This is a genomic window from Paenibacillus hubeiensis (genome assembly GCF_032334105.1).
GTDB classification, from domain to species: Bacteria; Bacillota; Bacilli; order Paenibacillales; family Paenibacillaceae; genus Paenibacillus; species Paenibacillus hubeiensis.
The window spans coordinates 1-18,436 of sequence record NZ_JAVYAE020000029.1 but is presented as its reverse complement, the minus strand read 5'-3'; the positions used below and the strand labels follow the sequence as shown (position 1 = coordinate 18,436).

The 18,436-nt window shown below is 51.6% G+C and carries 19 protein-coding genes; 12 read left to right on the top strand and 7 right to left on the bottom strand.

Annotated elements, in window-relative coordinates; genetic code table 11:
• Positions 1-236 precede the first annotated feature (236 nt).
• From RSX24_RS31775 to RSX24_RS31755, 5 genes are all read left to right on the top strand, one after another.
• Positions 237-1,709 (top strand): CoA-acylating methylmalonate-semialdehyde dehydrogenase, encoded by a 1,473-nt coding sequence (locus RSX24_RS31775; protein WP_339278301.1) that lies wholly within the window; start codon positions 237-239, stop codon positions 1,707-1,709.
• Between the two features lie 176 nt (positions 1,710-1,885).
• Positions 1,886-2,938, top strand: coding sequence for an inositol 2-dehydrogenase (gene iolG, locus RSX24_RS31770; protein WP_343262838.1), 1,053 nt, complete (start codon positions 1,886-1,888; stop codon positions 2,936-2,938).
• Positions 2,939-3,053: 115 nt separating this feature from the next.
• Positions 3,054-3,863 (top strand): 5-deoxy-glucuronate isomerase, encoded by an 810-nt coding sequence (gene iolB / locus RSX24_RS31765; RefSeq protein WP_236420283.1) that lies wholly within the window; start codon positions 3,054-3,056, stop codon positions 3,861-3,863.
• A 151-nt stretch (positions 3,864-4,014) separates the two neighbouring features.
• Positions 4,015-5,022, top strand: coding sequence for a LacI family DNA-binding transcriptional regulator (locus tag RSX24_RS31760; RefSeq protein ID WP_343262837.1), 1,008 nt, complete (start codon positions 4,015-4,017; stop codon positions 5,020-5,022).
• Between the two features lie 393 nt (positions 5,023-5,415).
• The gene (locus tag RSX24_RS31755; protein WP_343262836.1) at positions 5,416-5,775 is read left to right on the top strand and encodes a hypothetical protein; all 360 of its coding nucleotides are present in this window, start codon (positions 5,416-5,418) and stop codon (positions 5,773-5,775) included.
• A gap of 81 nt (positions 5,776-5,856) precedes the next feature.
• Here RSX24_RS31755 and RSX24_RS31750 read toward each other — a convergent pair whose 3' ends face one another.
• The 4 genes from RSX24_RS31750 to pyk form a co-directional block, all read right to left on the bottom strand.
• A complete protein-coding gene (locus RSX24_RS31750) occupies positions 5,857-6,657 on the bottom strand; it encodes a DUF4261 domain-containing protein (RefSeq protein WP_343262835.1) in 801 nt (266 codons plus the stop codon).
• A gap of 108 nt (positions 6,658-6,765) precedes the next feature.
• On the bottom strand, positions 6,766-7,137 hold the full coding sequence (locus tag RSX24_RS31745; RefSeq protein WP_343262839.1) for a DUF1304 domain-containing protein: 372 nt from the start codon (positions 7,135-7,137) through the stop codon (positions 6,766-6,768).
• Between the two features lie 148 nt (positions 7,138-7,285).
• Positions 7,286-8,035, bottom strand: coding sequence for a WecB/TagA/CpsF family glycosyltransferase (locus tag RSX24_RS31740; protein WP_343262834.1), 750 nt, complete (start codon positions 8,033-8,035; stop codon positions 7,286-7,288).
• A gap of 238 nt (positions 8,036-8,273) precedes the next feature.
• Positions 8,274-9,689: a pyruvate kinase gene (gene pyk / locus RSX24_RS31735; RefSeq protein WP_236420278.1), complete on the bottom strand. Its 1,416-nt coding sequence runs from the start codon at positions 9,687-9,689 to the stop codon at positions 8,274-8,276.
• A 112-nt stretch (positions 9,690-9,801) separates the two neighbouring features.
• Here pyk and RSX24_RS31730 point away from each other — a divergent pair, with 112 nt between their 5' ends.
• The gene (locus RSX24_RS31730) at positions 9,802-10,581 is read left to right on the top strand and encodes a helix-turn-helix transcriptional regulator (protein ID WP_343262833.1); all 780 of its coding nucleotides are present in this window, start codon (positions 9,802-9,804) and stop codon (positions 10,579-10,581) included.
• Between the two features lie 55 nt (positions 10,582-10,636).
• Here RSX24_RS31730 and RSX24_RS31725 read toward each other — a convergent pair whose 3' ends face one another.
• Complete coding sequence (locus RSX24_RS31725) at positions 10,637-11,317, bottom strand: phosphatase PAP2 family protein (RefSeq protein ID WP_343262832.1); 681 nt, start codon at positions 11,315-11,317, stop codon at positions 10,637-10,639.
• Positions 11,318-11,618: 301 nt separating this feature from the next.
• Between RSX24_RS31725 and RSX24_RS31720 the strand changes: the two genes are divergently transcribed.
• The 3 genes from RSX24_RS31720 (at position 11,619) to RSX24_RS31710 (ending at position 13,296) form a co-directional block, all read left to right on the top strand.
• Positions 11,619-12,404: a CPBP family glutamic-type intramembrane protease gene (locus RSX24_RS31720; protein WP_343262831.1), complete on the top strand. Its 786-nt coding sequence runs from the start codon at positions 11,619-11,621 to the stop codon at positions 12,402-12,404.
• 357 nt (positions 12,405-12,761) lie between these two features.
• Entirely contained in the window at positions 12,762-12,962 is a 201-nt protein-coding gene (locus RSX24_RS31715) for a cold-shock protein (protein ID WP_236420274.1), read from the top strand.
• 115 nt (positions 12,963-13,077) lie between these two features.
• Positions 13,078-13,296: a cold-shock protein gene (locus RSX24_RS31710; RefSeq protein WP_236420273.1), complete on the top strand. Its 219-nt coding sequence runs from the start codon at positions 13,078-13,080 to the stop codon at positions 13,294-13,296.
• 161 nt (positions 13,297-13,457) lie between these two features.
• On the opposite strand, the gene RSX24_RS31705 is transcribed toward RSX24_RS31710, so the two are convergent.
• Positions 13,458-13,829 (bottom strand): hypothetical protein, encoded by a 372-nt coding sequence (locus RSX24_RS31705; RefSeq protein ID WP_343262830.1) that lies wholly within the window; start codon positions 13,827-13,829, stop codon positions 13,458-13,460.
• A 159-nt stretch (positions 13,830-13,988) separates the two neighbouring features.
• On the opposite strand from RSX24_RS31705, the gene RSX24_RS31700 reads away from it, so the two are divergent.
• Positions 13,989-14,732: a class I SAM-dependent methyltransferase gene (locus RSX24_RS31700; protein ID WP_236420271.1), complete on the top strand. Its 744-nt coding sequence runs from the start codon at positions 13,989-13,991 to the stop codon at positions 14,730-14,732.
• A 136-nt stretch (positions 14,733-14,868) separates the two neighbouring features.
• On the opposite strand, the gene RSX24_RS31695 is transcribed toward RSX24_RS31700, so the two are convergent.
• Positions 14,869-15,513, bottom strand: a complete 645-nt coding sequence (locus RSX24_RS31695; protein WP_236420270.1) for a GntR family transcriptional regulator — start codon at positions 15,511-15,513, stop codon at positions 14,869-14,871.
• 278 nt (positions 15,514-15,791) lie between these two features.
• Here RSX24_RS31695 and rocD point away from each other — a divergent pair, with 278 nt between their 5' ends.
• Together rocD and rocF are read left to right on the top strand one after the other, a co-directional pair.
• Entirely contained in the window at positions 15,792-16,988 is a 1,197-nt protein-coding gene (gene rocD, locus RSX24_RS31690) for an ornithine--oxo-acid transaminase (protein ID WP_343262829.1), read from the top strand.
• A gap of 64 nt (positions 16,989-17,052) precedes the next feature.
• Positions 17,053-18,015, top strand: a complete 963-nt coding sequence (gene rocF / locus RSX24_RS31685) for an arginase (RefSeq protein ID WP_343262828.1) — start codon at positions 17,053-17,055, stop codon at positions 18,013-18,015.
• Positions 18,016-18,436 lie beyond the last annotated feature (421 nt).

Genomic DNA, 18,436 nt, shown 5'->3' with positions numbered 1-18,436 from the left:
GTAGACACCTCTTCTTTCGTTAGGTCTATTATTTCTGTTCCTTAACGATGTGTCCACTTTTTATTCTAGCTGCATCATGTTCGTTAGAATTCCAGATGGTCGAAATCTCGCCGAATAGCGTGCGTCAGGTTCGTAAGAGGTAGACATCAGACAGCCGCTACCGACGCCAGAGCCAGGGTTGCTGTGCAGCAGAGACGAGTATACCGACTAGAACACCGTTGAAAGGGGAACAGGATATGGGAAATGAAACTTCAACGCAGACGGGCGTTAAAATCGTGCAAAACTGGATCGGGGGTGCCTGGACTAGTCCGGCAAGCGACCGCACCGAGCCGGTGGTGAATCCGGCGACGGAAGAGGTCATCGCCCTCGTTCCGTTGTCCGAGCAAGCGGACGTGGATCTTGCCGTGAAGCGTGCGAAGGAGGCGTTTGCCTCGTGGAGCAAAACGCCGGTTCCGCGGCGCGCGCGCATTCTGTTCCGCTACCAGCAGCTGCTGGTGGAGCATTGGGAGGAGCTGGCGCGGCTGGTTACGCTGGAGAACGGCAAAAGCTACAACGAAGCTTACGGTGAAGTGCAGCGCGGCATCGAATGCGTCGAATTCGCGGCAGGCGCTCCGAATCTCATGATGGGCAAACAGCTGCCCGATATCGCCACAGGGCTCGAATCGGGCATGTACCGGTACCCTATCGGCGTTGTAGGGGGAATCACCCCCTTCAACTTCCCGATGATGGTACCGTGCTGGATGTTCCCGCTGGCGATCGCGTGCGGGAACACCTTTGTCCTGAAGCCGTCCGAGCGTACGCCGCTGCTGGCATGCCGCCTGGCGGAGCTGTTTCAGGAAGCGGGGCTTCCGGACGGCGTGCTGAACGTCGTTCACGGCGCGCACGACGTCGTGAACGGGCTGCTTGAACACCCGGATGTTCAAGCGATCTCGTTTGTCGGCTCACAGCCCGTGGCCGAATACGTGTACACGACTGCCTCCGCGCACGGCAAACGGGTGCAGGCGCTCGCCGGTGCCAAAAACCACTCCATCGTCATGCCGGATGCCGATCTGGACCTGACGGTGAAGGAAATCACGAGCGCCGCTTTCGGCTCCGCAGGTGAGCGCTGCATGGCCTGTTCCGTCGTCGTTGCCGTCGGCGACGTGGCGGACGCGCTCGTGCAGAAACTGGCGGATGCCGCCGACCGGATCACGATCGGGAACGGCATGCATGACGGCGTATTCCTCGGCCCGGTTATCCGCGGTCCGCACAAAGAGCGCACGCTGGGCTATATCGAGTCCGGACAGCAAGAAGGGGCGAAGCTCATCCGTGACGGCCGGAAGGATGAAGCGGCCGGAGCATCGGGGTATTTCGTCGGGCCGACCATCTTCGATGACGTGGACAGCACGATGAAAATTTGGCGGGACGAGATTTTTGCGCCCGTGCTTTCGATTGCGAGAGTAGCTACGCTGGAGGAAGCGATCGAGCTGGCGAACCGCTCCGAGTTTGCCAACGGGGCATGCCTGTTCACGCAGAGCGGTTCGAGCATGCGGCAGTTCCGGGAAACGATCGATGCGGGCATGCTAGGCATTAATCTGGGCGTACCTGCCCCGATGGCGTTTTTCCCGTTCTCGGGCTGGAAAAAATCCTTCTACGGCGATCTGCATGCCAATGGCACCGACGGCGTCGAGTTCTATACACGCAAAAAAATGGTGACGGCCCGCTGGTAATCGGCGGCAAGCCAAACGCATTAAAGCGCAAGTGCATACTTGCATGCGTGCATGGAACGGCGTTTTTGCGAAGCATCCTCTCTACGATCCGTGGTGGAATGATGATTCGCGTCATAAGAAGCTCCGCTCCTTGAATGGTTGCAGTATGTCCAGTCGCATACGGGGAGGATAAACGAATGACGAAGGACAAGGTGAGAATCGGAATTATCGGAGCAGGCAGGATCGGCAAAATCCATGCCGACAATCTGCTCCGCAACCCGCATGCCGAAATCGTCGGCATCAGCGATCTATATGCAGGGCCCGAACTGGAGAGCTGGGCCGCAGGACGCGGCATCCCGGTTGTCACGACGGACAGCGGCAAGCTGCTGGCCATGTCCGACGTGGACGCGGTGCTGATCTGCTCGTCCACTGACACCCATGTGCCGCTCATGGAACAAGCGGCGCGCGCAGGCAAACATATTTTCTGCGAGAAGCCGGTCAGCATGGATCTGGCGCAGACTCGTTCTGTTGTGGAGGCGGTCCGGCAATCGGGCGTGAAGCTGCAGATCGGGTTCAATCGCAGGTTCGACCATAATTTCAGAAGGGTACGGGAGCATGTGCAATCGGGTGCCATCGGGGACCCGCACATCGTCAAGATCACGTCCCGGGATCCCAGCCCGCCTCCGGCGGAATACATTCGGGTATCGGGCGGCATTTTCATGGATATGATGATCCACGATTTCGACATGGCCCGTTATTTGACGGGCAGCGAAGTGGAAGAAGTATATTCGCAGGGCAATGTGCTGATTCATCCGGTCTTTGCCGAACACGGCGACGTGGATACGGCGATTGTTACCCTGACGTTCAGCAACGGCGCGATTGGGGTCATCGATAACAGCCGCCAGGCGGCATACGGTTATGACCAGCGCGTTGAAGTGTTCGGATCGCTCGGCAGCGTCGCCGCGGCCAATGATCATCCGAACACAGCCGAGATCAGCACGGCGGCAGGTCTGATGCGCGACAAGCCGCTGCATTTTTTCCTGGAGCGGTATAACGAAGCTTACGTGCAGGAAACGGCTCTGTTTATCGACGCGATTCTAAACGATGTGCCGGTGCTGGTTGACGGTCATGACGCCGTGCAGGCAGAGCGCATTGCGCTGGCGGCCCGCATGTCGATGCAGCAGGGAAGACCGGTCAAGCTTAGCGAAGTGCCGGGGGCTCCCGTCGAATCGAAGACGGTTTCTTTGTGAAGAACGTCAATCATTGGAACGAAAAGCCGGATCACGGATACGCTGCAAATAAAGGATCGGCAATCATGGGTATATTGAATGCTTCCAAGTTCATGGAAAGGAGTGTTATCCACAAATGTCGGAATACATCATCAAACCGAAGAGCACGCCTGACGAAGACGGAACGATCCTGACGGTAACCCCGGAGACTGCCGGATGGGAGTATGTCGGTTTCCAAGTGGCGAAACTGGCGAAGGGACAGACGCTGACGCGGGAGAGCGGCGATCAGGAGTTATGCATCGTCTTTCTCAGCGGGGTGGGGGATGTCTCCACCAGAGAACAGACCTGGGAGCATGTGGGGAAACGCATGAGCGTTTTCGAAAAAATTCCCCCGTACTCCGTGTACGTCCCAAATTTGGATCGGGTAAAAATTACGGCACGAACAGCGTTGGAGCTGGCCATCTGCGCGGCCCCGGGAAAAGGCAGTTATCCGGCACGGCTGATTGCGCCCGAGGATGTCGGCGTGGAGGGACGCGGTTACGGAAACCTGGAACGCCAAATCCATAACATTTTACCAGAGCAGAAGGAAGCCGACAGCTTGTTGGTGGTGGAAGTATTTACGCCAAACGGCCACTGGTCCAGCTACCCGCCGCACAAACACGATCAGGATGCATTGCCGGAAGAATCGTTGCTGGAGGAAACGTATTACTTCCGCGTGGAGCCCGAGCAAGGGTTTGCCATTCAACGCGTGTATACCGATGATCGTTCCTTGAATGAGACGTTAGCCGTGAACAACGGAGAAGTCGTGCTGGTTCCTCGCGGATATCATCCGGTAGGCGCTCCTCCAGGGTATGACGTGTATTATCTCAACGTGATGGCCGGCCCGACACGAATTTGGAAGTTCCGCAACGATCCGGATCACGATTGGCTGATGCAGCCTAAATAATTCACACCCGTCTTCGTGGCCGTTATGCCGGTTAGGATACAGCTTGTGCCTGAGCTGAGGGCGGATCATGGCAGTCCATGCCGACTCATGTTGCTTATGGGGGCATCCGCCTGCATAATGGGATGTAAACGAAACCAAATGGGGAATCTCGATGAAAGCAACCATTTACGATATTGCGCGGGAGGCCGGGGTATCTATTGCAACCGTCTCCCAAGTCATTAACGGCAAAGGCAAAATCAGCGAAAAGCGGCGTGCCGAGATCATGGAAATCATGGAGCGCCTGAACTATCAGCCCAGCGCCATCGCCGCGGCCCTGACGGGCAAACAGACGTACACCTTTGGGCTGCTCGTACCCGATATATCCAATCCGTATTTTGCGGAACTTGCCAGGGCGGTGGAGGATCGAAGCCGCAAATTGGGCTACAGCGTCGTTATTTGCAGTACGGACAACAAGGACGAGCGGGTAGAGCGCTATTTGAACCTGTTACAGCAAAAAAGAGTCGACGGCATGATGATCGGAACAGGGATCAGCAATGCCGAAATTTTGGCGCCGCTCCTGCAGCAGTCCATTCCCGTGGCCTTGATTGCCCGGCACCTGCCGACACTGGAGGTGCACACCGTCGCAATCGATGACCGGTTGGGCGGGGCCCTGGCGGCACGTCATCTGCTGGAGCTTGGGCATGAACGAATGGCGGTTCTGGCGGAGCAAGCGGGGGTGAGCAGCAGCCGTGAGCGGGTGCGCGGCTTCCGTGAAGCATTGGAGCAAGCAGGGCATGAGCTGGCAGCAGAGCGAGTGCTGGAGTCTGCAACCGAGCCCGGCGCAGCCAAAGCGGCCGCGCTGCAGCTGCTCGGCGCATCCCCTCGGCCGACGGCGCTCTTCTGCTGCAACGACATGCAGGCCATCGGAGCGCTTCAAGCCGCCAAAGAACTGAAGCTGCGGGTACCGGAGGAACTGTCTGTCGTTGGTTTTGACAACACGATCCTTGCCTCGGTGACCAGCCCGCCGCTCACCACGATCGCCCAGCCGATCGAGGAACTTGGGCGCCATGCCGTGGATTTGCTGATCGATGAGCTCAAAGAGGAAAGGCAACCCGCGCGGAACATGATCCTGAAGCCGGAGCTGGTTGTTCGGGAATCGACGGCCAAGGCCCGCTCATAATCGCTCGGGCAGTGCAATCCAATCAAAAAACAAGCCGCGATCACGCTCAAGCAAGGCGTGAAATGCACCCCGATTGTTAGACACACTCTAACAGTTGGAGGTGCATTTTTTGTTTTATTTTCGGCGCAGTGCCTCATAACTTACGTCGATTCGTTCGAACTTGTTGAACGAGTGATATAAGATTTAATGGTATACTGGGAAATATGAACATTTACTTCAGTTACATGAATCATTCTTAAAATATGCAAATGGAGTGAGGGGATTTTGCTGAGGAGAAAAAGAGGCATCATTATTGCTGTCATTTTGATGGCAATAGTTGCAATTATGATACCGATATACATCAATCAGCAACGTCAAACGACGTTTCGGGCTGAAGTGCTGGAGCATTTTGGGATGCTGGATCGGTTTAAACGATTGGAAATCCGGCAAATATCCAAAACAGGGAACGAAGCTGACGAGGAACGTGTTATTGAAGACGCTGAGGAGATCAGGAAGCTGCTGAACGATTATAAAGATCACGGATTCAAGCGGGCCGATCGCCCGAGCCTCAGCGAAGAAGCATCACCTTATTACTACGAATGGAGACTATTGATCAACAAGGAGGGCAGGGAATCGTCCGGATTCAACATCACGTTTTACGACAAGCAGCACATCGAAATATTCGATGCTTCCGCAACAAGGGATGCACTGACGAGTTATAAAGTGGATGAGCCGATGAACTGGTCCCGGATGGAACAGTATTTCAAGGATTGAAGAGAGGACAAGTTTACATAACAAAGGGAAACCGCGGCTAAGTCGTCGTTTTCCCTTTTGTTATTATATGGAATTGTGCATTTAAAATCCAATTTTCAAGCTGCTGCCTTCGACGGCAACTCCTTCGGTAAGGGTGATCGGCAGCTTTTGCTCGGCCGAGAACCCGAGGGTCTCTCCTTCGTGCAAGGTGACGTTGTTTTCGACGACATAGGTCATGGTCATGAACATCATCTCGAACACGTCACTTATATGTTGCTGGGAATGAACGATTTCCATTTCTTTCTTACCGAAGTTGCGGAGTCCTGCGGTATAGGCAGATGAGCCTTCAGGTCCCTGATACAGCCCGATAAAAATCCAGAGCGACACTGGCAGCTCGCCGTCTTTCAGTGAGCGGCTTGTCTCTACGTATTTATTCGCTTCCGCAACCATTGGTGCCGTGTAGATGGCCAGGGCGTGATCCAACTGCAGCAGCGCACAAGCTGTTTTCGTAAACAACACATGTCCGCGGATCGGATCATCTGCATTGAGCACCGATACGATGATTTGCGATTGATGTCGTGAGGTTACCTGTTCCGCTTCGCGCCAGAGCACATTCAGTTTGGCGTTCTCCTCCACTTCACGGTCTGGAATCGGTGCTTCGATGTGGGCACATACGACCTGCATATCATCCACTTCGAAAAAAAGATTTCCCTCCTCCGGGCGCTCCGCAATTTCAATGTTCCATTCGCGTTTCATCGTGTGTATGAAAGCATCGAAATCGCAGTCCAGGCGCTCGAGCAAAACGAAACCGACGATCGTTTCATTGTAGGGCGCTTGCTCTGTCGCTCCAGAGGTCGGCGGGGTTTCCTTTTTGCGTCGTCTAAGTTTGTCAAACAGTCCCATGAGACGTTCTCCTTCCCGAATTCATCACAATGATCGGCATGTCCATGCCATGACCCTAACATACCATATCCAAGGCACGCTTGTAATGACCGGTCGGCCATTTTCCCTTTACGGGAGGAAGAGAACCAATAACAGGGCAATGATTGCAGGCAGACCCTGCTTGATAATAATAGAGCGGGAAGCTGTTGCACCCCCATATAGAGCGGCGATGACGACACATGCCAGGAAAAAGATCTGGATCTGGTGTCCGAAAGCCGCATTCGGATGAACGAGTCCCCAGATCAGTCCTGCGGCGAGAAACCCGTTGTATAGCCCCTGATTCCCTGCGAGTGCTTTCGTGGATTTGGCGAATTCCGGCGTGGTTCCGAACGTTTTCATTGTACGCGGACTAGTCCACATAAACATTTCCATCACTAAAATGTAAATGTGCTCAATGGCTACAAGAGCCACGAAAATCATGCTGATCAAACGAACCACCATACTTTCTCTCAATGTAATTTATTGGCTTCTGCTTCATTATAAGGTCTGGCACTCTAAATCGGAAGCGAAAAAGTTTTGGACAATTAAATTGTGTAAATTTATAATTGGTCGAATACCCAATCAAACAAAAACAACGACCCCGAATACATCAGGATCGTTGTCGTTTGGTTTCTTTGAAAAGCAATGCCTGAACGGCGAAGCGCGGCAAAATGAGTTGTCTTCGCCATCTGGAAGGCTGGCGCATGAGGCGATACAGCCACTCAAGATGGAGTTTCTGCCATAGCGCCGGGGCACGTTTTGTTTTGCCTGCCACGATATCGAGGCTTCCTCCGACGCCGATGGCCACGCGGGCCTGCAACCGATCCCGATGCCGGTGTATCCATTCCTCGGCGTAAGGCGCGCCTAGGACAACGATCAGAAAGTCAGGCTTGGCCGCCCCAATCTCTTCCACAATACGCAGCTCATCTTCCTCCGTAAAAAAACCGTGATGACGTCCGCATATCGAGACGCCCGGATAGTTTTTTTCGATGATACTGGCCGATCTTGCGTTTACTTGCTCTTCCGCGCCGAGAAGGTAGAAAGACCAACGTTGGCGATCGCCCTCCTCCAACAGGCGAAACAGCAGATCGCAGCCGGTGACCCGTTCGGTCAACTTACCTCCACGCAGCCTCGAAACCATGATAATGCCCGCTCCATCAGCTGTAACGAGCCCTGCCTGATCCACAATGGAGCGTAGGCGGTCGTTGTGCTGACAGGACATGACGATTTCCGGGTTGCCTGTAATAACGTGAAACAGCGCGGCATCATTTCCTTGAATAACATCGCCTAATAAGGATAACGTTTGTTCCATATTTACGTTGGGGAAGGGAATCCCCATAATGTTGGTTGTTTCGTTCATCGGTTTATCCTTACTGGTTTCACCCCTGCATGTTTCAATAATTATCCGTAAACCCAACTTATCCCAGTATGTCGAAAGCGGCCTTCGATGACTATGGCGAAATGACGATGAGTTTCTGCTTCCAGCTGCAAATAAAAAAGGCCCACCGGCATAACCCGGCTGACCCGTAATCGAACAAAAGCAACCCGTGAGGCCGGGTTGCTTTTGCGCGCTGCTATTCACTTGCTTGTATGTGGGATTATACTTGCAGGACCTTGATCAGGTTCGTATTGCCGGATTGACCGATCGGAACGCCCGCAGACAGCACGATGATGTCGCCTTTTTCAATGTAACCCGTTTTGATAGCGTTGCGCGTGGACGATTCGAACATTTCGTCCGTCGTGGTCACTTTGTCGCCCAGCACCGGAATAACGCCGGAGAGCAGGCAGATTTTTGCGAGCACTTTCTCATGCTGCGTGACCGCGATGATCGGCGCTTTTGGACGATATTTGGAGATCATGCGCGCCGTAAATCCGCTCTCGGTGGAAGTAATGATCGCTTTGGCATTCAGCACGAGCGAAGAGCTAACGGCACCTTGGCTGATGACTTCAGTGATGTTAGCCACCTGTTGGGCCGATTTCTGATTGAATTGTTCCTTATAGTCGATCATCGTTTCGGCGCGGCGCGCAACGGCAGCCATCGTACGGACCGATGGGATCGGATATTTACCCGCAGCGGACTCGCCGGACAGCATGACTACATCTGCACCTTGCAGCACGGCATTGGCTACGTCACTCACCTCGGAACGGGTAGGACGCGGGTTGACCTGCATCGATTCCAGCATGTGCGTGGCCACGATGACCGGTTTGCCGGCACGGTTACATTTGTCGATCATTTCTTTTTGCATCATCGGCACGTCTTCGATCGGCACTTCGACCCCAAGATCGCCGCGCGCAACCATGATGCCGTCCGATGCTTCGATAATGTCGTCGAGGTTGGTCATGCCTTCCTGGTTTTCGATTTTGGAAATAATCTGAACATGCTCGGCCCCACGTTCTTTGAGAATGCTGCGGATTTCGCGAATATCGTCGCCCTTACGCACAAAGGAAGCCGCAATGATTTCGATATCGTTTTCGATCCCGAATCCGATATGCATGACGTCGCGTTCGGTTACGCCCGGAAGGGTCGTTTTGATCCCTGGCAAGTTTACGCCTTTGCGAGGTTTCAGAATGCCGCCGCTAACGATATCGCAATGAATTTCGGTGCCTTCGACAGAAGTGACCGTCAGATCCACCAGACCATCGTCGATCAGAATGCGGTCGCCTGGCTTCACCACGAGATTCAACTCAGGATAGTTTACCGAGATCCGTTCGGCATCGCCCAGAATTTCTTCCGTGGTCAGCGTCAGTTTTTTGCCAGCCTGCAGATGGCAGGAAGCCTCTTTCAATTTGCCGATACGCACTTCAGGTCCCTTGATATCCATCATGATCGGCACATATTTGTTCAGCGCGGAAGCAGCCGCGCGAATGTTGTTGATCCGTGCAACATGATCCTCAAGCTCGCCATGCGCCATGTTCAGACGGGCCACTGTCATGCCTTCCTGAATCATTACCTTCAACGTTTCAATGGAGTCACAAGCAGGTCCCATGGTACAAATAATTTTTGTTTTCAACATGTTATTTCCTCCTCATATCCTTTGCTTATAGGGTCATTGTAGCGTTTTCTGTCGAATCCGAATATGAACTATAGTACAATGATTGGAGTATAGTCCAATGGCGAGGTGTTTTATGATTACCCCACTAGAAGTGCGGCACATCAACAGTGTCGGCTGGTACGAAAAGGGCGTGCCATCAAGGGGGACTTGGCGGCTCAGCTTGGTCACCTATGGAAAATGTGTATATTGGGTGAACGGCGAGAAACAGATCATGGAAAAGGGAGAACTGCTGCTGATCCCGGAGAGCGTATCTTACTACGGCAAAAGCATCCCGACCGTTACCCACACCCAGATTGTCGTCCATTTGCAATGTCCTGCTTCCGGTGAATTGCCGATGTTGGAACAACCGGAAACGCTGCGGCATAAACCGGGCTGCTACGAACTTATCCTGGAACGCATGAAAACGATTCTCCAGCAGTGGCAGGAACGGCCATCTTATTATGTCATGATGAGCCAAGCCTTATTGACGGAAGTGTTAATTTACGTGAATCGGGAAGTGGACCGGGGCATGATCCCGCCCGAGAAACATGTGCATGCGGAGCGGATGAAACGATACATCGAACGGCATTATCGCGAAAAGGTGACCAAAGAGGAGCTTGGGGATGCGATCGGCCGGACGCCCAATTATGCGGCGGCATTATTCAAAAGCATGACGAATCAAACGATCAGCCAGTACGTGCATGATCAGCGGATGAAACGGGCCATGTACATGTTGACGGAGTCCCAGCTCTCCGTGCAGGAAATTTCCGAGTTTCTCGGCTACCGGGACCTCTCTTATTTTTACCGCATATTCAAACGCCTTACGGGAACATCCCCATCAGACCTGTTGCAGGAACGCCCGCCAACGATATAAGAGATGATTGCATAAAAAAAGAGGGCTCGTCGCCCTCGCAAATCACGAATGTCTATTACGCATTGCCGCTCGTACTCTTTGTCCCCGACGCACCAAGCGGTTGCTTGGCTGGTTTTTGTGCACGCTCTTTGCGGCCGGCAAAAGCATGGACCGCCCAATAGGCCGCTTCCGCGAACGCGATGCCTCCGGCTACGTCCAGCAGAGAGTGCTGCTTCACGAATACGGTCGATGCAATGATGAGCCATAGCCACACCGACCAGGAGATTTTGGCCAGCGGTTTGAACGTAAGATGCCGTTGAACGATGATGAACAGCAGATAGCTGGTCAACACGTGAACGCTCGGAAAACAGTTGTATGGAGCGTCATTGCTGTAAATGAACTGTACCAGCAAACTGCTGAGGTCGCTGCCCTCCACAACCGGACGGGGAACGTGCGTAGGAAAGACCGCGAAACAGATGTTTGCGGCAATCACGCCAACGTTATACGTGAACAACGCTCGCCAAAACAGGGATTTGTTGGTTAATCCCAGATACAAAAAGCCTAGATACAGGATCGGCATCCAGCTTACGTACGGATATATGAATTCTTTGATAAACGGAATTTTAGTATCGATCAACGCATAATTGTAAAAGACATCGCTGCCTGTATTCCTGCCCAGCAGGACGTAGATGGAGCCCTGGAGCGGAACGCAAAGGATCGCAAGCAAGTGCCACCAGCGCTTAAAGAGTGCTTTCATGAATTACCCCCTGATTGTTTTTCTGAATGAACCATGAATCCTGATGTGTCTTCTGCCTAAGAAGACGTTTGGAAACGGCGTCAACCCTGCATCCGTATCATTATTTTATGTGAAATGGCTTGAAGGGCAATGAATCTTACCTGATTTTAGGGTAATCACGTCCCAAGAAAGTCTCTATTTTGTTACTTTTGCAGTTTAATCCAATCTACAATATACATATTGTGGAATATGTGATACAACTATTGTTGGTTATCAATTCGCATGACAACGAAAAAAGAAAACGAAATGGGGAAGAGTTTTTATGTTGGTTTCCCAGTCCCAAGACAGTGAATCTTTTTCCGGGCGCAGGCCCATACTCGCTGTGGTCATTATCGAATTGCTTCTGCTGCTGGCTGTTTTTGCCGCCGGGGCCGTCGCTACCATTCGGGAAATGGACTATACCGCGCCTGTATGGATGTCTTTCACGCCGATCGCGGTCGTGCTGATAATCTATTTGACGTTCCGGCGCAGATGGGGTTTGATCGGATTTCGCTCGTTGCGAACGATTTCGGCCCGGCAGTGGATGTATTATATCCCGCTGCTCCTTCTACTGGGCACGCTGCTTTTGAAGGGGTTCGGAGAATTGACCCTTTCCAAATCGGTCTTTTTTATTTTCTTTACCTTGTTGGTCGCTTTCGTTGAAGAAACGATTTATCGGGGATTGATTTTTACGATCTTGTTGCGCAAAAGCGTAGTCACGGCTACAGTTGTTTCCAGCGTTCTGTTCTCCGTTACGCATATCATGAACGCCATGTCGGGCCAGAGTCTGGGCGATACCCTGCTGCAACTGGTATATGCATTGTTGGTCGGAGTGGTTCTTGCCCTGCTTATGAGTCTGAACGGGAATATTTGGCCGCTTATTTTTTTCCATTTTGTTCATAACCTGATTCAATTTCTGGGGGATGACCATCAAGGGGAAGGCTCGCTTCCTTACGATATTTTTGTTCTTGTTGTGTTGGCCGCTCACGCGATCTGGTTGGTGCTCCGCCTTCGGGCCGATTCTTCGAGCGTCAGTCAACCCAAACAGGGCCCTGCAATGATGAAGTAAAATTATCCTTTGGATATGCAGTTCAAAATTCGATCAGAAATAAATGTATAAATTGGTTTCGATCTGCATATCCTTTCATAAGACGAAGCGTGGTAAGCGCGCCGGTGACCTTTTCCGGGTTAGACGAATAACATGTATTTCCATAGCTGTTTGAAAACAAAATACAGGAATTGCTTTTTGGCAGAAGTAGAGGTATAATACAAGAAAGTTGATAAAAAGTGTCAAACCTAATTCACATATTGTAAAGGGCGATCACTTGGAAGTTATGACTGGTACCTTTTATAATGTGTGAATTTTTATTTGCTTGTGCAAAGAACAAAGGAACATGTTAATTTTTGATTTGGAGGTGTAATTCACATGCAAAACGGAACAGTTAAATGGTTCAACGCTGAGAAAGGCTTCGGTTTCATCGAAGTTGAAGGCGGAGAAGATGTATTCGTACACTTCAGCGCAATCCAAGGCGAAGGCTTCAAAACGCTGGACGAAGGTCAACAAGTGCAATTTAAAATTGTACAAGGAAACCGCGGTCCTCAAGCAGAAGAAGTTGTAAAACTGTAATTCAAGCATAGCTGCCCTTAACATGTTATAATGATTAAAGGCAGCTTTTCTTTTTTTGCTACTGTGAAATAACGTCTGCAGGATGTGTTTCCAATATCAAAAGGGGGTAGAAGTCATGTATAATCGCAAAAAACCGATTGAAGAGATTCCGCAAGCGGATGCGGCAATCTGGGAATGTACGAGCGATACGTGCAAAGGATGGATGCGGGACAATTTTGCGTTTGACAGCGTACCAACTTGTCCGATATGTACTTCTGAGATGGTTAGCACAACGAGAATGCTGCCATTGCTTGAGAATTCGACGAACCCTGCAAAGACAACGATGTCCAAGTGAAATCGGATATAGCATCGTTTTCTCACCTCTAGCGAGGTGTTTTTTTTATTGCTGGCGTGACCAACGACGATTCAAAGAAAAAGCATGGGCCCATCCCTAACGATGGAGACCATGCTTTTTTGATATTTTCAGGCTGGAATGGCGAGCGGGGAAGGCCGAGGTCAGATGAATAAGAACGGGATCAGCAGCAATGTGGCTACGAGTGCCAGGTCATAACCGGCCCCATATCCAGGTCCATAAGATCCGTAAGATCCATAAGATCCGGAACTATAAGGTCCAAAACCATATGGTCCGTAGGCCGAGGAATTCACTTTTTTCCCAGCCGTACGTTTTTTGCCGCTTTTGCGAAGTTGTTGTCCGGGTTTAACGGAAGACAAACGCGGACCTTCGAAGCAGTTGTTCAGGTAAACCTTTCCATCCCGAAAGCCGCCCAGTGCGCCATACATGTGCTTTCCGTCTTTCATAATGAGACAAACCGGACGTCCAATGTGCGGTGACACCGTCTCTTCGCAGATCGGATGAATTCTGTGCATGCATATCCTCCTTCGCGTTGCGAATTGCCGCCTGAAATCAACGGTTTGTATATCATAGTAAAAGCCGGCGGGATTGGTATGGGTGTGTACCCGTAAAACGTATGGGGATGTGCCGTTTTTGGCGTTGGTCCATACACTGGAGAGGAGGGGGATGAAGTTATGGACTATCATGATATGCTGGCAAAGCTTGGAGAGGGGAGTGCTCATCCTGGGGGATTTGCGGCAACGGTCCAACTGCTTCGTTCGTTGTCGCTGCCTGCGCATGGAAGTGTGCTTGAAGTTGGGTGTGGAACAGGACGGACGGCGTGTTTGCTTGATCGGGCGGGATATCGGGTTACGGCCGTGGACCGGCATCGAGGGATGCTGGAGAAAGCGGTAAGGCGTGCGAGGCGAGAGCGGCGTCATATCCGTTTTGTTCAAGCTGATGGCGAAGCATTGCCTTTTCCGGATGACAGTTTCGATATCGTATTTGTGGAGTCGGTCACGATTTTTATGCGGCGCCGCCGCGCCCTGTCCGAGTATAGGAGGGTACTGAGGCCGGACGGTCTGCTGATTGATCGGGAGATGACTTTGTCCGGAAGCAGATCCGATAAAATGTCGGAGGAACTGAAGCGGTTTTTCGGGTTAAGAACGCTCGCTACGGTGACCAGATGGAAGGAGTACTTTAAGGAAGCCGGGTTCGATACGGTGAAGGTGCTTGAACGTTCTTCCTCAATTGGAAGGTGGAGAATCGACCATGATCCCCTGCGGGAGATGGACCCGGATCTGTATGAAGACGTGCAGATGAAGAGAATGAGTCGCCTCAATGACCGGCTGCTTGCGAAGTATGGCAGGCGCCTGGGTTATGCCGTATTTGCTGCGAGTGCGCCAGTAGTGGACGATTACATGAATGCAAAACAATGAAGTTTTCAATAAGAACATTCTTGGTATAAAAGATAAAAGGCATTCCAACCGTATTGCGCTCTGTCCTGTTGTAACTAACCGACGAGGAGCTTCAGCGGCTGGAATGCTTTTTTATATGGTTTAGTTATGCGCTGGATTACAACATGTCGTTATCGATGATACGCCAGTGATGCTTCAGCAAGGATTCCAATAAAGGTTTATCCTTGTCTTTGAATGCGTCCAAAATGTGGCGATGCTCTTCATTGACTTCGCGGAGTATGCTGAAGAGTCTGTTCTTGTCCTCGCTTGCATAAGACTGCCTGATAAATCCGTTTTTCAGCATGTTCAGCATTTCGATCACGGTAGCGTTGCCGCAGCGCTGAATGTACAAATGGTGGAACTGGTACTGATCTTTATTGTAGGCCGGAAGATTGAGCTTGGCGATATCTTCGTCCATTCTTGCGATCAAGGCCTCCATTTCAAGCAAATCGGCATGGGTTAACTGGTCTGCCGCCAGAGTTCCGGCAAGTGCCTCCAATGCTCCGATGGCTTGGGAGAATTCAAGCTTTTTGGCGGCATCGAAGGGCGTGACGATGAATCCTCTGCGCGGGATGTATTGCAGAAGGTTATCCGATGCGAGTTGGAACAATGCCTCCCTTGTCGGAGTTCGGCTGATGTCGAGTTTCTTGCAGATCTCCGCTTCATTGATTTTCTGATTAGGGAGCAATGCGCCGTTCTGTATTTTTTCGGCGATATATTCGTAGACATGGTCTTTCAAGGACCGGTATTTGGGTACGTTCATATCGAATCCCCTTCCATGAACCGTGATATTGTGATATGCGCATGGGCACAGAGCCCGGTGCAGTGTCCGTTCGAGTGGCTGAAGTTTAAATCATATTAACACCGGGACTGGAGTTGGGCAAGCGGGCAGAGCGGTCAAGGGAGCTCTACTCAGGCTGAGGATTATGGAATCAGTAGGCTATGGCATAAAAAAGGCGAAGGAGTCGTAATCCGGCGAGGCACAGCATACATTGATATTGTATTTTGTATACAAATCAACAAAAGTTGGTGATGGGACATATGTCAACATCAGAAGTGTTTATTCATTGGTCTGAGAAGCACGCTGCGCCTAACTATAACCCGCTCCCGATCGTCATCGACAAGGCGGAGGGGGTGTGGGTGGGGGATCCGGAAGGGCGTCGGTACATGGATATGTTGAGCGCATACTCGGCCATGAATCATGGCCACCGACACCCGACAATCGTGCAGGCGCTGAAAGAGCAAGCCGAGCGGGTCACGCTGACATCACGAGCATTCCACAGCAGTGCGGCTGCGACATTTTACCGAAAGCTGTCGGAGTTCACGGGCAAATCAAAAATTTTGGCGATGAATACCGGTGCCGAAGCGGTTGAAACGGCGATTAAGGCTGCACGCAGATGGGCTTACCGCGTCAAAGGCGTACCGGAAGATCAAGCTGAAATTATCGTTTGCTCAGGCAATTTTCACGGGCGGACCCTGACGGTAACTTCTTTTTCTTCTTCATCTTTATATAAAAAGGACTTTGGTCCGTTTACTCCAGGGTTTCGCATTGTTCCTTACGGTGACATCGAAGCGCTCAGGCAGGCCATTACGCCATATACGGCAGCATTTCTCGTAGAGCCCATTCAAGGAGAAGCGGGGATTGTTATACCGCCTGACGGGTATTTATCGCAGGCGATGGCATTGTGTCAGGCGCAGAACGTTCTGCTGATGGCCGACGAAATCCAGACCGGATTCGGCAGAACAGGCCGGAGGTTTGCGTCGGATTGGGAGGGGGTGGAGCCGGATCTATGGATTATGGGCAAAGCGCTGGGGGGAGGCGTTATGCCTATCTCCGCCGTAGCCGGCGAGTCCGAAATTTTGGATCTGTTCGAGCCGGGTTCGCATGGGTCGACGTTTGGCGGCAACCCGCTTGCTTGCGCGGTGGCCGTTGCCGCCCTGCAAGTATATGAAAACGAGAGGTTGGCAGAGCGATCAGAGCGCTTGGGGAACTATTTTATGAAGCGGCTCCAGAGTGTCCGGAATCGATGGATTCGCGAAATACGCGGAAGAGGTCTATTCATTGGAATGGAGCTGCATGCTCCTGCGCGTCCGTTCTGTGAAAAATTGATGCGTTCCGGTTTATTGTGCAAAGAAACGCATGAAACGACGATTCGGTTCGCCCCGCCGCTGACGATCAGGGAGTCGGAAATCGATTGGGCTGTGGAGCGGATTGAACGGGCTTTTGTTAACGCATAGATTGGGGATGGGAAGAGAACGCCGCTTATTACTTCCAATAATGAAGAACAAGGAGGCAGCTTCCATGGGGGAAGAGCATGTTGAACGATGTCAGGAACTCGAAAAGCCGGGAACATCGGTACGATCGGCTGTCCGGCAGATTGCCGTCGTTAAGGTGCCCTTCGGTCTTGGTGGCGCGCAAAGGGGAGCGGAGTTCGGGCCCGGCGAATTGATCGCCGCCGGATTGAAGCGGGAATTGGAGTGGTTGGGTTATGTGGTTTCTGAAGAGATACGAGTGGATTGTCTGATGGAGAGTTCCGCAAAGCCTGGCCAGAATGGTACAAAGTATCTGGCTGAGGTGGAGCAGATGAGCAGAAATGTGTGCGCCGCAGTTTCCGGCGCCGTGACCAGAGGTTCCTTCCCGCTTGTCCTTGGCGGAGATCACAGCGTTGCAATCGGCACGATCGCCGGATTGACCGCAAAATATGCGAAGCTGGGGGTCATATGGTTTGATGCCCATGCGGACATAAATACGGAGAAGGCAAGTCTATCAGGAAACATGCACGGCATGGGTTTGGCCGCGGCATTGGGCCATTCGTCTTTTAATATATCCCATATCCCTGGAGCGGGTCCGTTCATTGATCATACAAACCTTGTATATGTAGGTTTAAGAGATCTGGACGAGTATGAAAAAGAAAAGATCGGGGAGCTTGGAATCCTAAGCTTCACCTTACGAGATATCGATCGAATGGGCATTCAGCATGTCGTTGAACAGGCGTTGTCCGCGGCCGGAAACGGCACGGACGGCATTCATGTCAGTTTTGACATGGACTGCCTGGATCCCCGTGAGGCGCCTGGCGTGGGTACTCCCGTACCGGGAGGATTGAGTGGTCGCGAGGCTCATTTTGCGCTGGAACTGCTGGCCGCAACGAATCGGGTAACTTCTATGGAGTTAGTCGAGGTAAACCCGTTTTATGACATCAACAGGCAAACTGCAAGACTGGGTGTTGAATTGATTGCTTCTATATTAGGCAGGCGAGTATTGTAGAGATTGCGCATGGGTAAGGAAAGCGATCGGAGACAAGGCCGGATATGATGTTTCCTTCGAAGAAGCGGATGTCCGGCCAAACCGGATCATTTCAATGAAGGTGAGCATGAGTCGTTTCAGTGATCGGAAATATGGAGGGGAACTTTTTTTGAAAAAAGTACTTGCATAATGTTTATGTACATGGTATATTCTAATTCCGGCCAAGAAAACACCGAGAAACACACGGTGCGGCAAGCAAAGCAAATAAGCTTCGAAAAAGAAACTTAAAAAAAGTGCTTGCAAAGTTGGTTCGGATGTGATAAGATATAAGAGTTGCTAAGGACAATAACTTAGTAACGAAAACAAAGTTTGATCTTTGAAAACTGAACAACGAGTGAGTAATGCGAAGGTTTTTGGTACATGTCGTATGACTGTATAAAAA

Coding starts and splice junctions, on each gene's coding strand:
- RSX24_RS31745 (WP_343262839.1), bottom strand. CDS start 7,137: ATGGTGGTTCGTTTGATCAGCATGATTTTCGTGGCTCTTGTAGCCATT.
- RSX24_RS31700 (WP_236420271.1), top strand. CDS start 13,989: ATGGACTATCATGATATGCTGGCAAAGCTTGGAGAGGGGAGTGCTCAT.
- RSX24_RS31715 (WP_236420274.1), top strand. CDS start 12,762: ATGCAAAACGGAACAGTTAAATGGTTCAACGCTGAGAAAGGCTTCGGT.
- iolB (WP_236420283.1), top strand. CDS start 3,054: ATGTCGGAATACATCATCAAACCGAAGAGCACGCCTGACGAAGACGGA.
- RSX24_RS31710 (WP_236420273.1), top strand. CDS start 13,078: ATGTATAATCGCAAAAAACCGATTGAAGAGATTCCGCAAGCGGATGCG.
- RSX24_RS31775 (WP_339278301.1), top strand. CDS start 237: ATGGGAAATGAAACTTCAACGCAGACGGGCGTTAAAATCGTGCAAAAC.
- RSX24_RS31750 (WP_343262835.1), bottom strand. CDS start 6,657: ATGGGACTGTTTGACAAACTTAGACGACGCAAAAAGGAAACCCCGCCG.
- RSX24_RS31720 (WP_343262831.1), top strand. CDS start 11,619: ATGTTGGTTTCCCAGTCCCAAGACAGTGAATCTTTTTCCGGGCGCAGG.
- iolG (WP_343262838.1), top strand. CDS start 1,886: ATGACGAAGGACAAGGTGAGAATCGGAATTATCGGAGCAGGCAGGATC.
- RSX24_RS31695 (WP_236420270.1), bottom strand. CDS start 15,513: ATGAACGTACCCAAATACCGGTCCTTGAAAGACCATGTCTACGAATAT.
- rocD (WP_343262829.1), top strand. CDS start 15,792: ATGTCAACATCAGAAGTGTTTATTCATTGGTCTGAGAAGCACGCTGCG.
- pyk (WP_236420278.1), bottom strand. CDS start 9,689: ATGTTGAAAACAAAAATTATTTGTACCATGGGACCTGCTTGTGACTCC.
- RSX24_RS31705 (WP_343262830.1), bottom strand. CDS start 13,829: ATGCACAGAATTCATCCGATCTGCGAAGAGACGGTGTCACCGCACATT.
- RSX24_RS31730 (WP_343262833.1), top strand. CDS start 9,802: ATGATTACCCCACTAGAAGTGCGGCACATCAACAGTGTCGGCTGGTAC.
- RSX24_RS31740 (WP_343262834.1), bottom strand. CDS start 8,035: ATGAACGAAACAACCAACATTATGGGGATTCCCTTCCCCAACGTAAAT.
- RSX24_RS31760 (WP_343262837.1), top strand. CDS start 4,015: ATGAAAGCAACCATTTACGATATTGCGCGGGAGGCCGGGGTATCTATT.
- RSX24_RS31755 (WP_343262836.1), top strand. CDS start 5,416: ATGCTGGATCGGTTTAAACGATTGGAAATCCGGCAAATATCCAAAACA.
- rocF (WP_343262828.1), top strand. CDS start 17,053: ATGGGGGAAGAGCATGTTGAACGATGTCAGGAACTCGAAAAGCCGGGA.
- RSX24_RS31725 (WP_343262832.1), bottom strand. CDS start 11,317: ATGAAAGCACTCTTTAAGCGCTGGTGGCACTTGCTTGCGATCCTTTGC.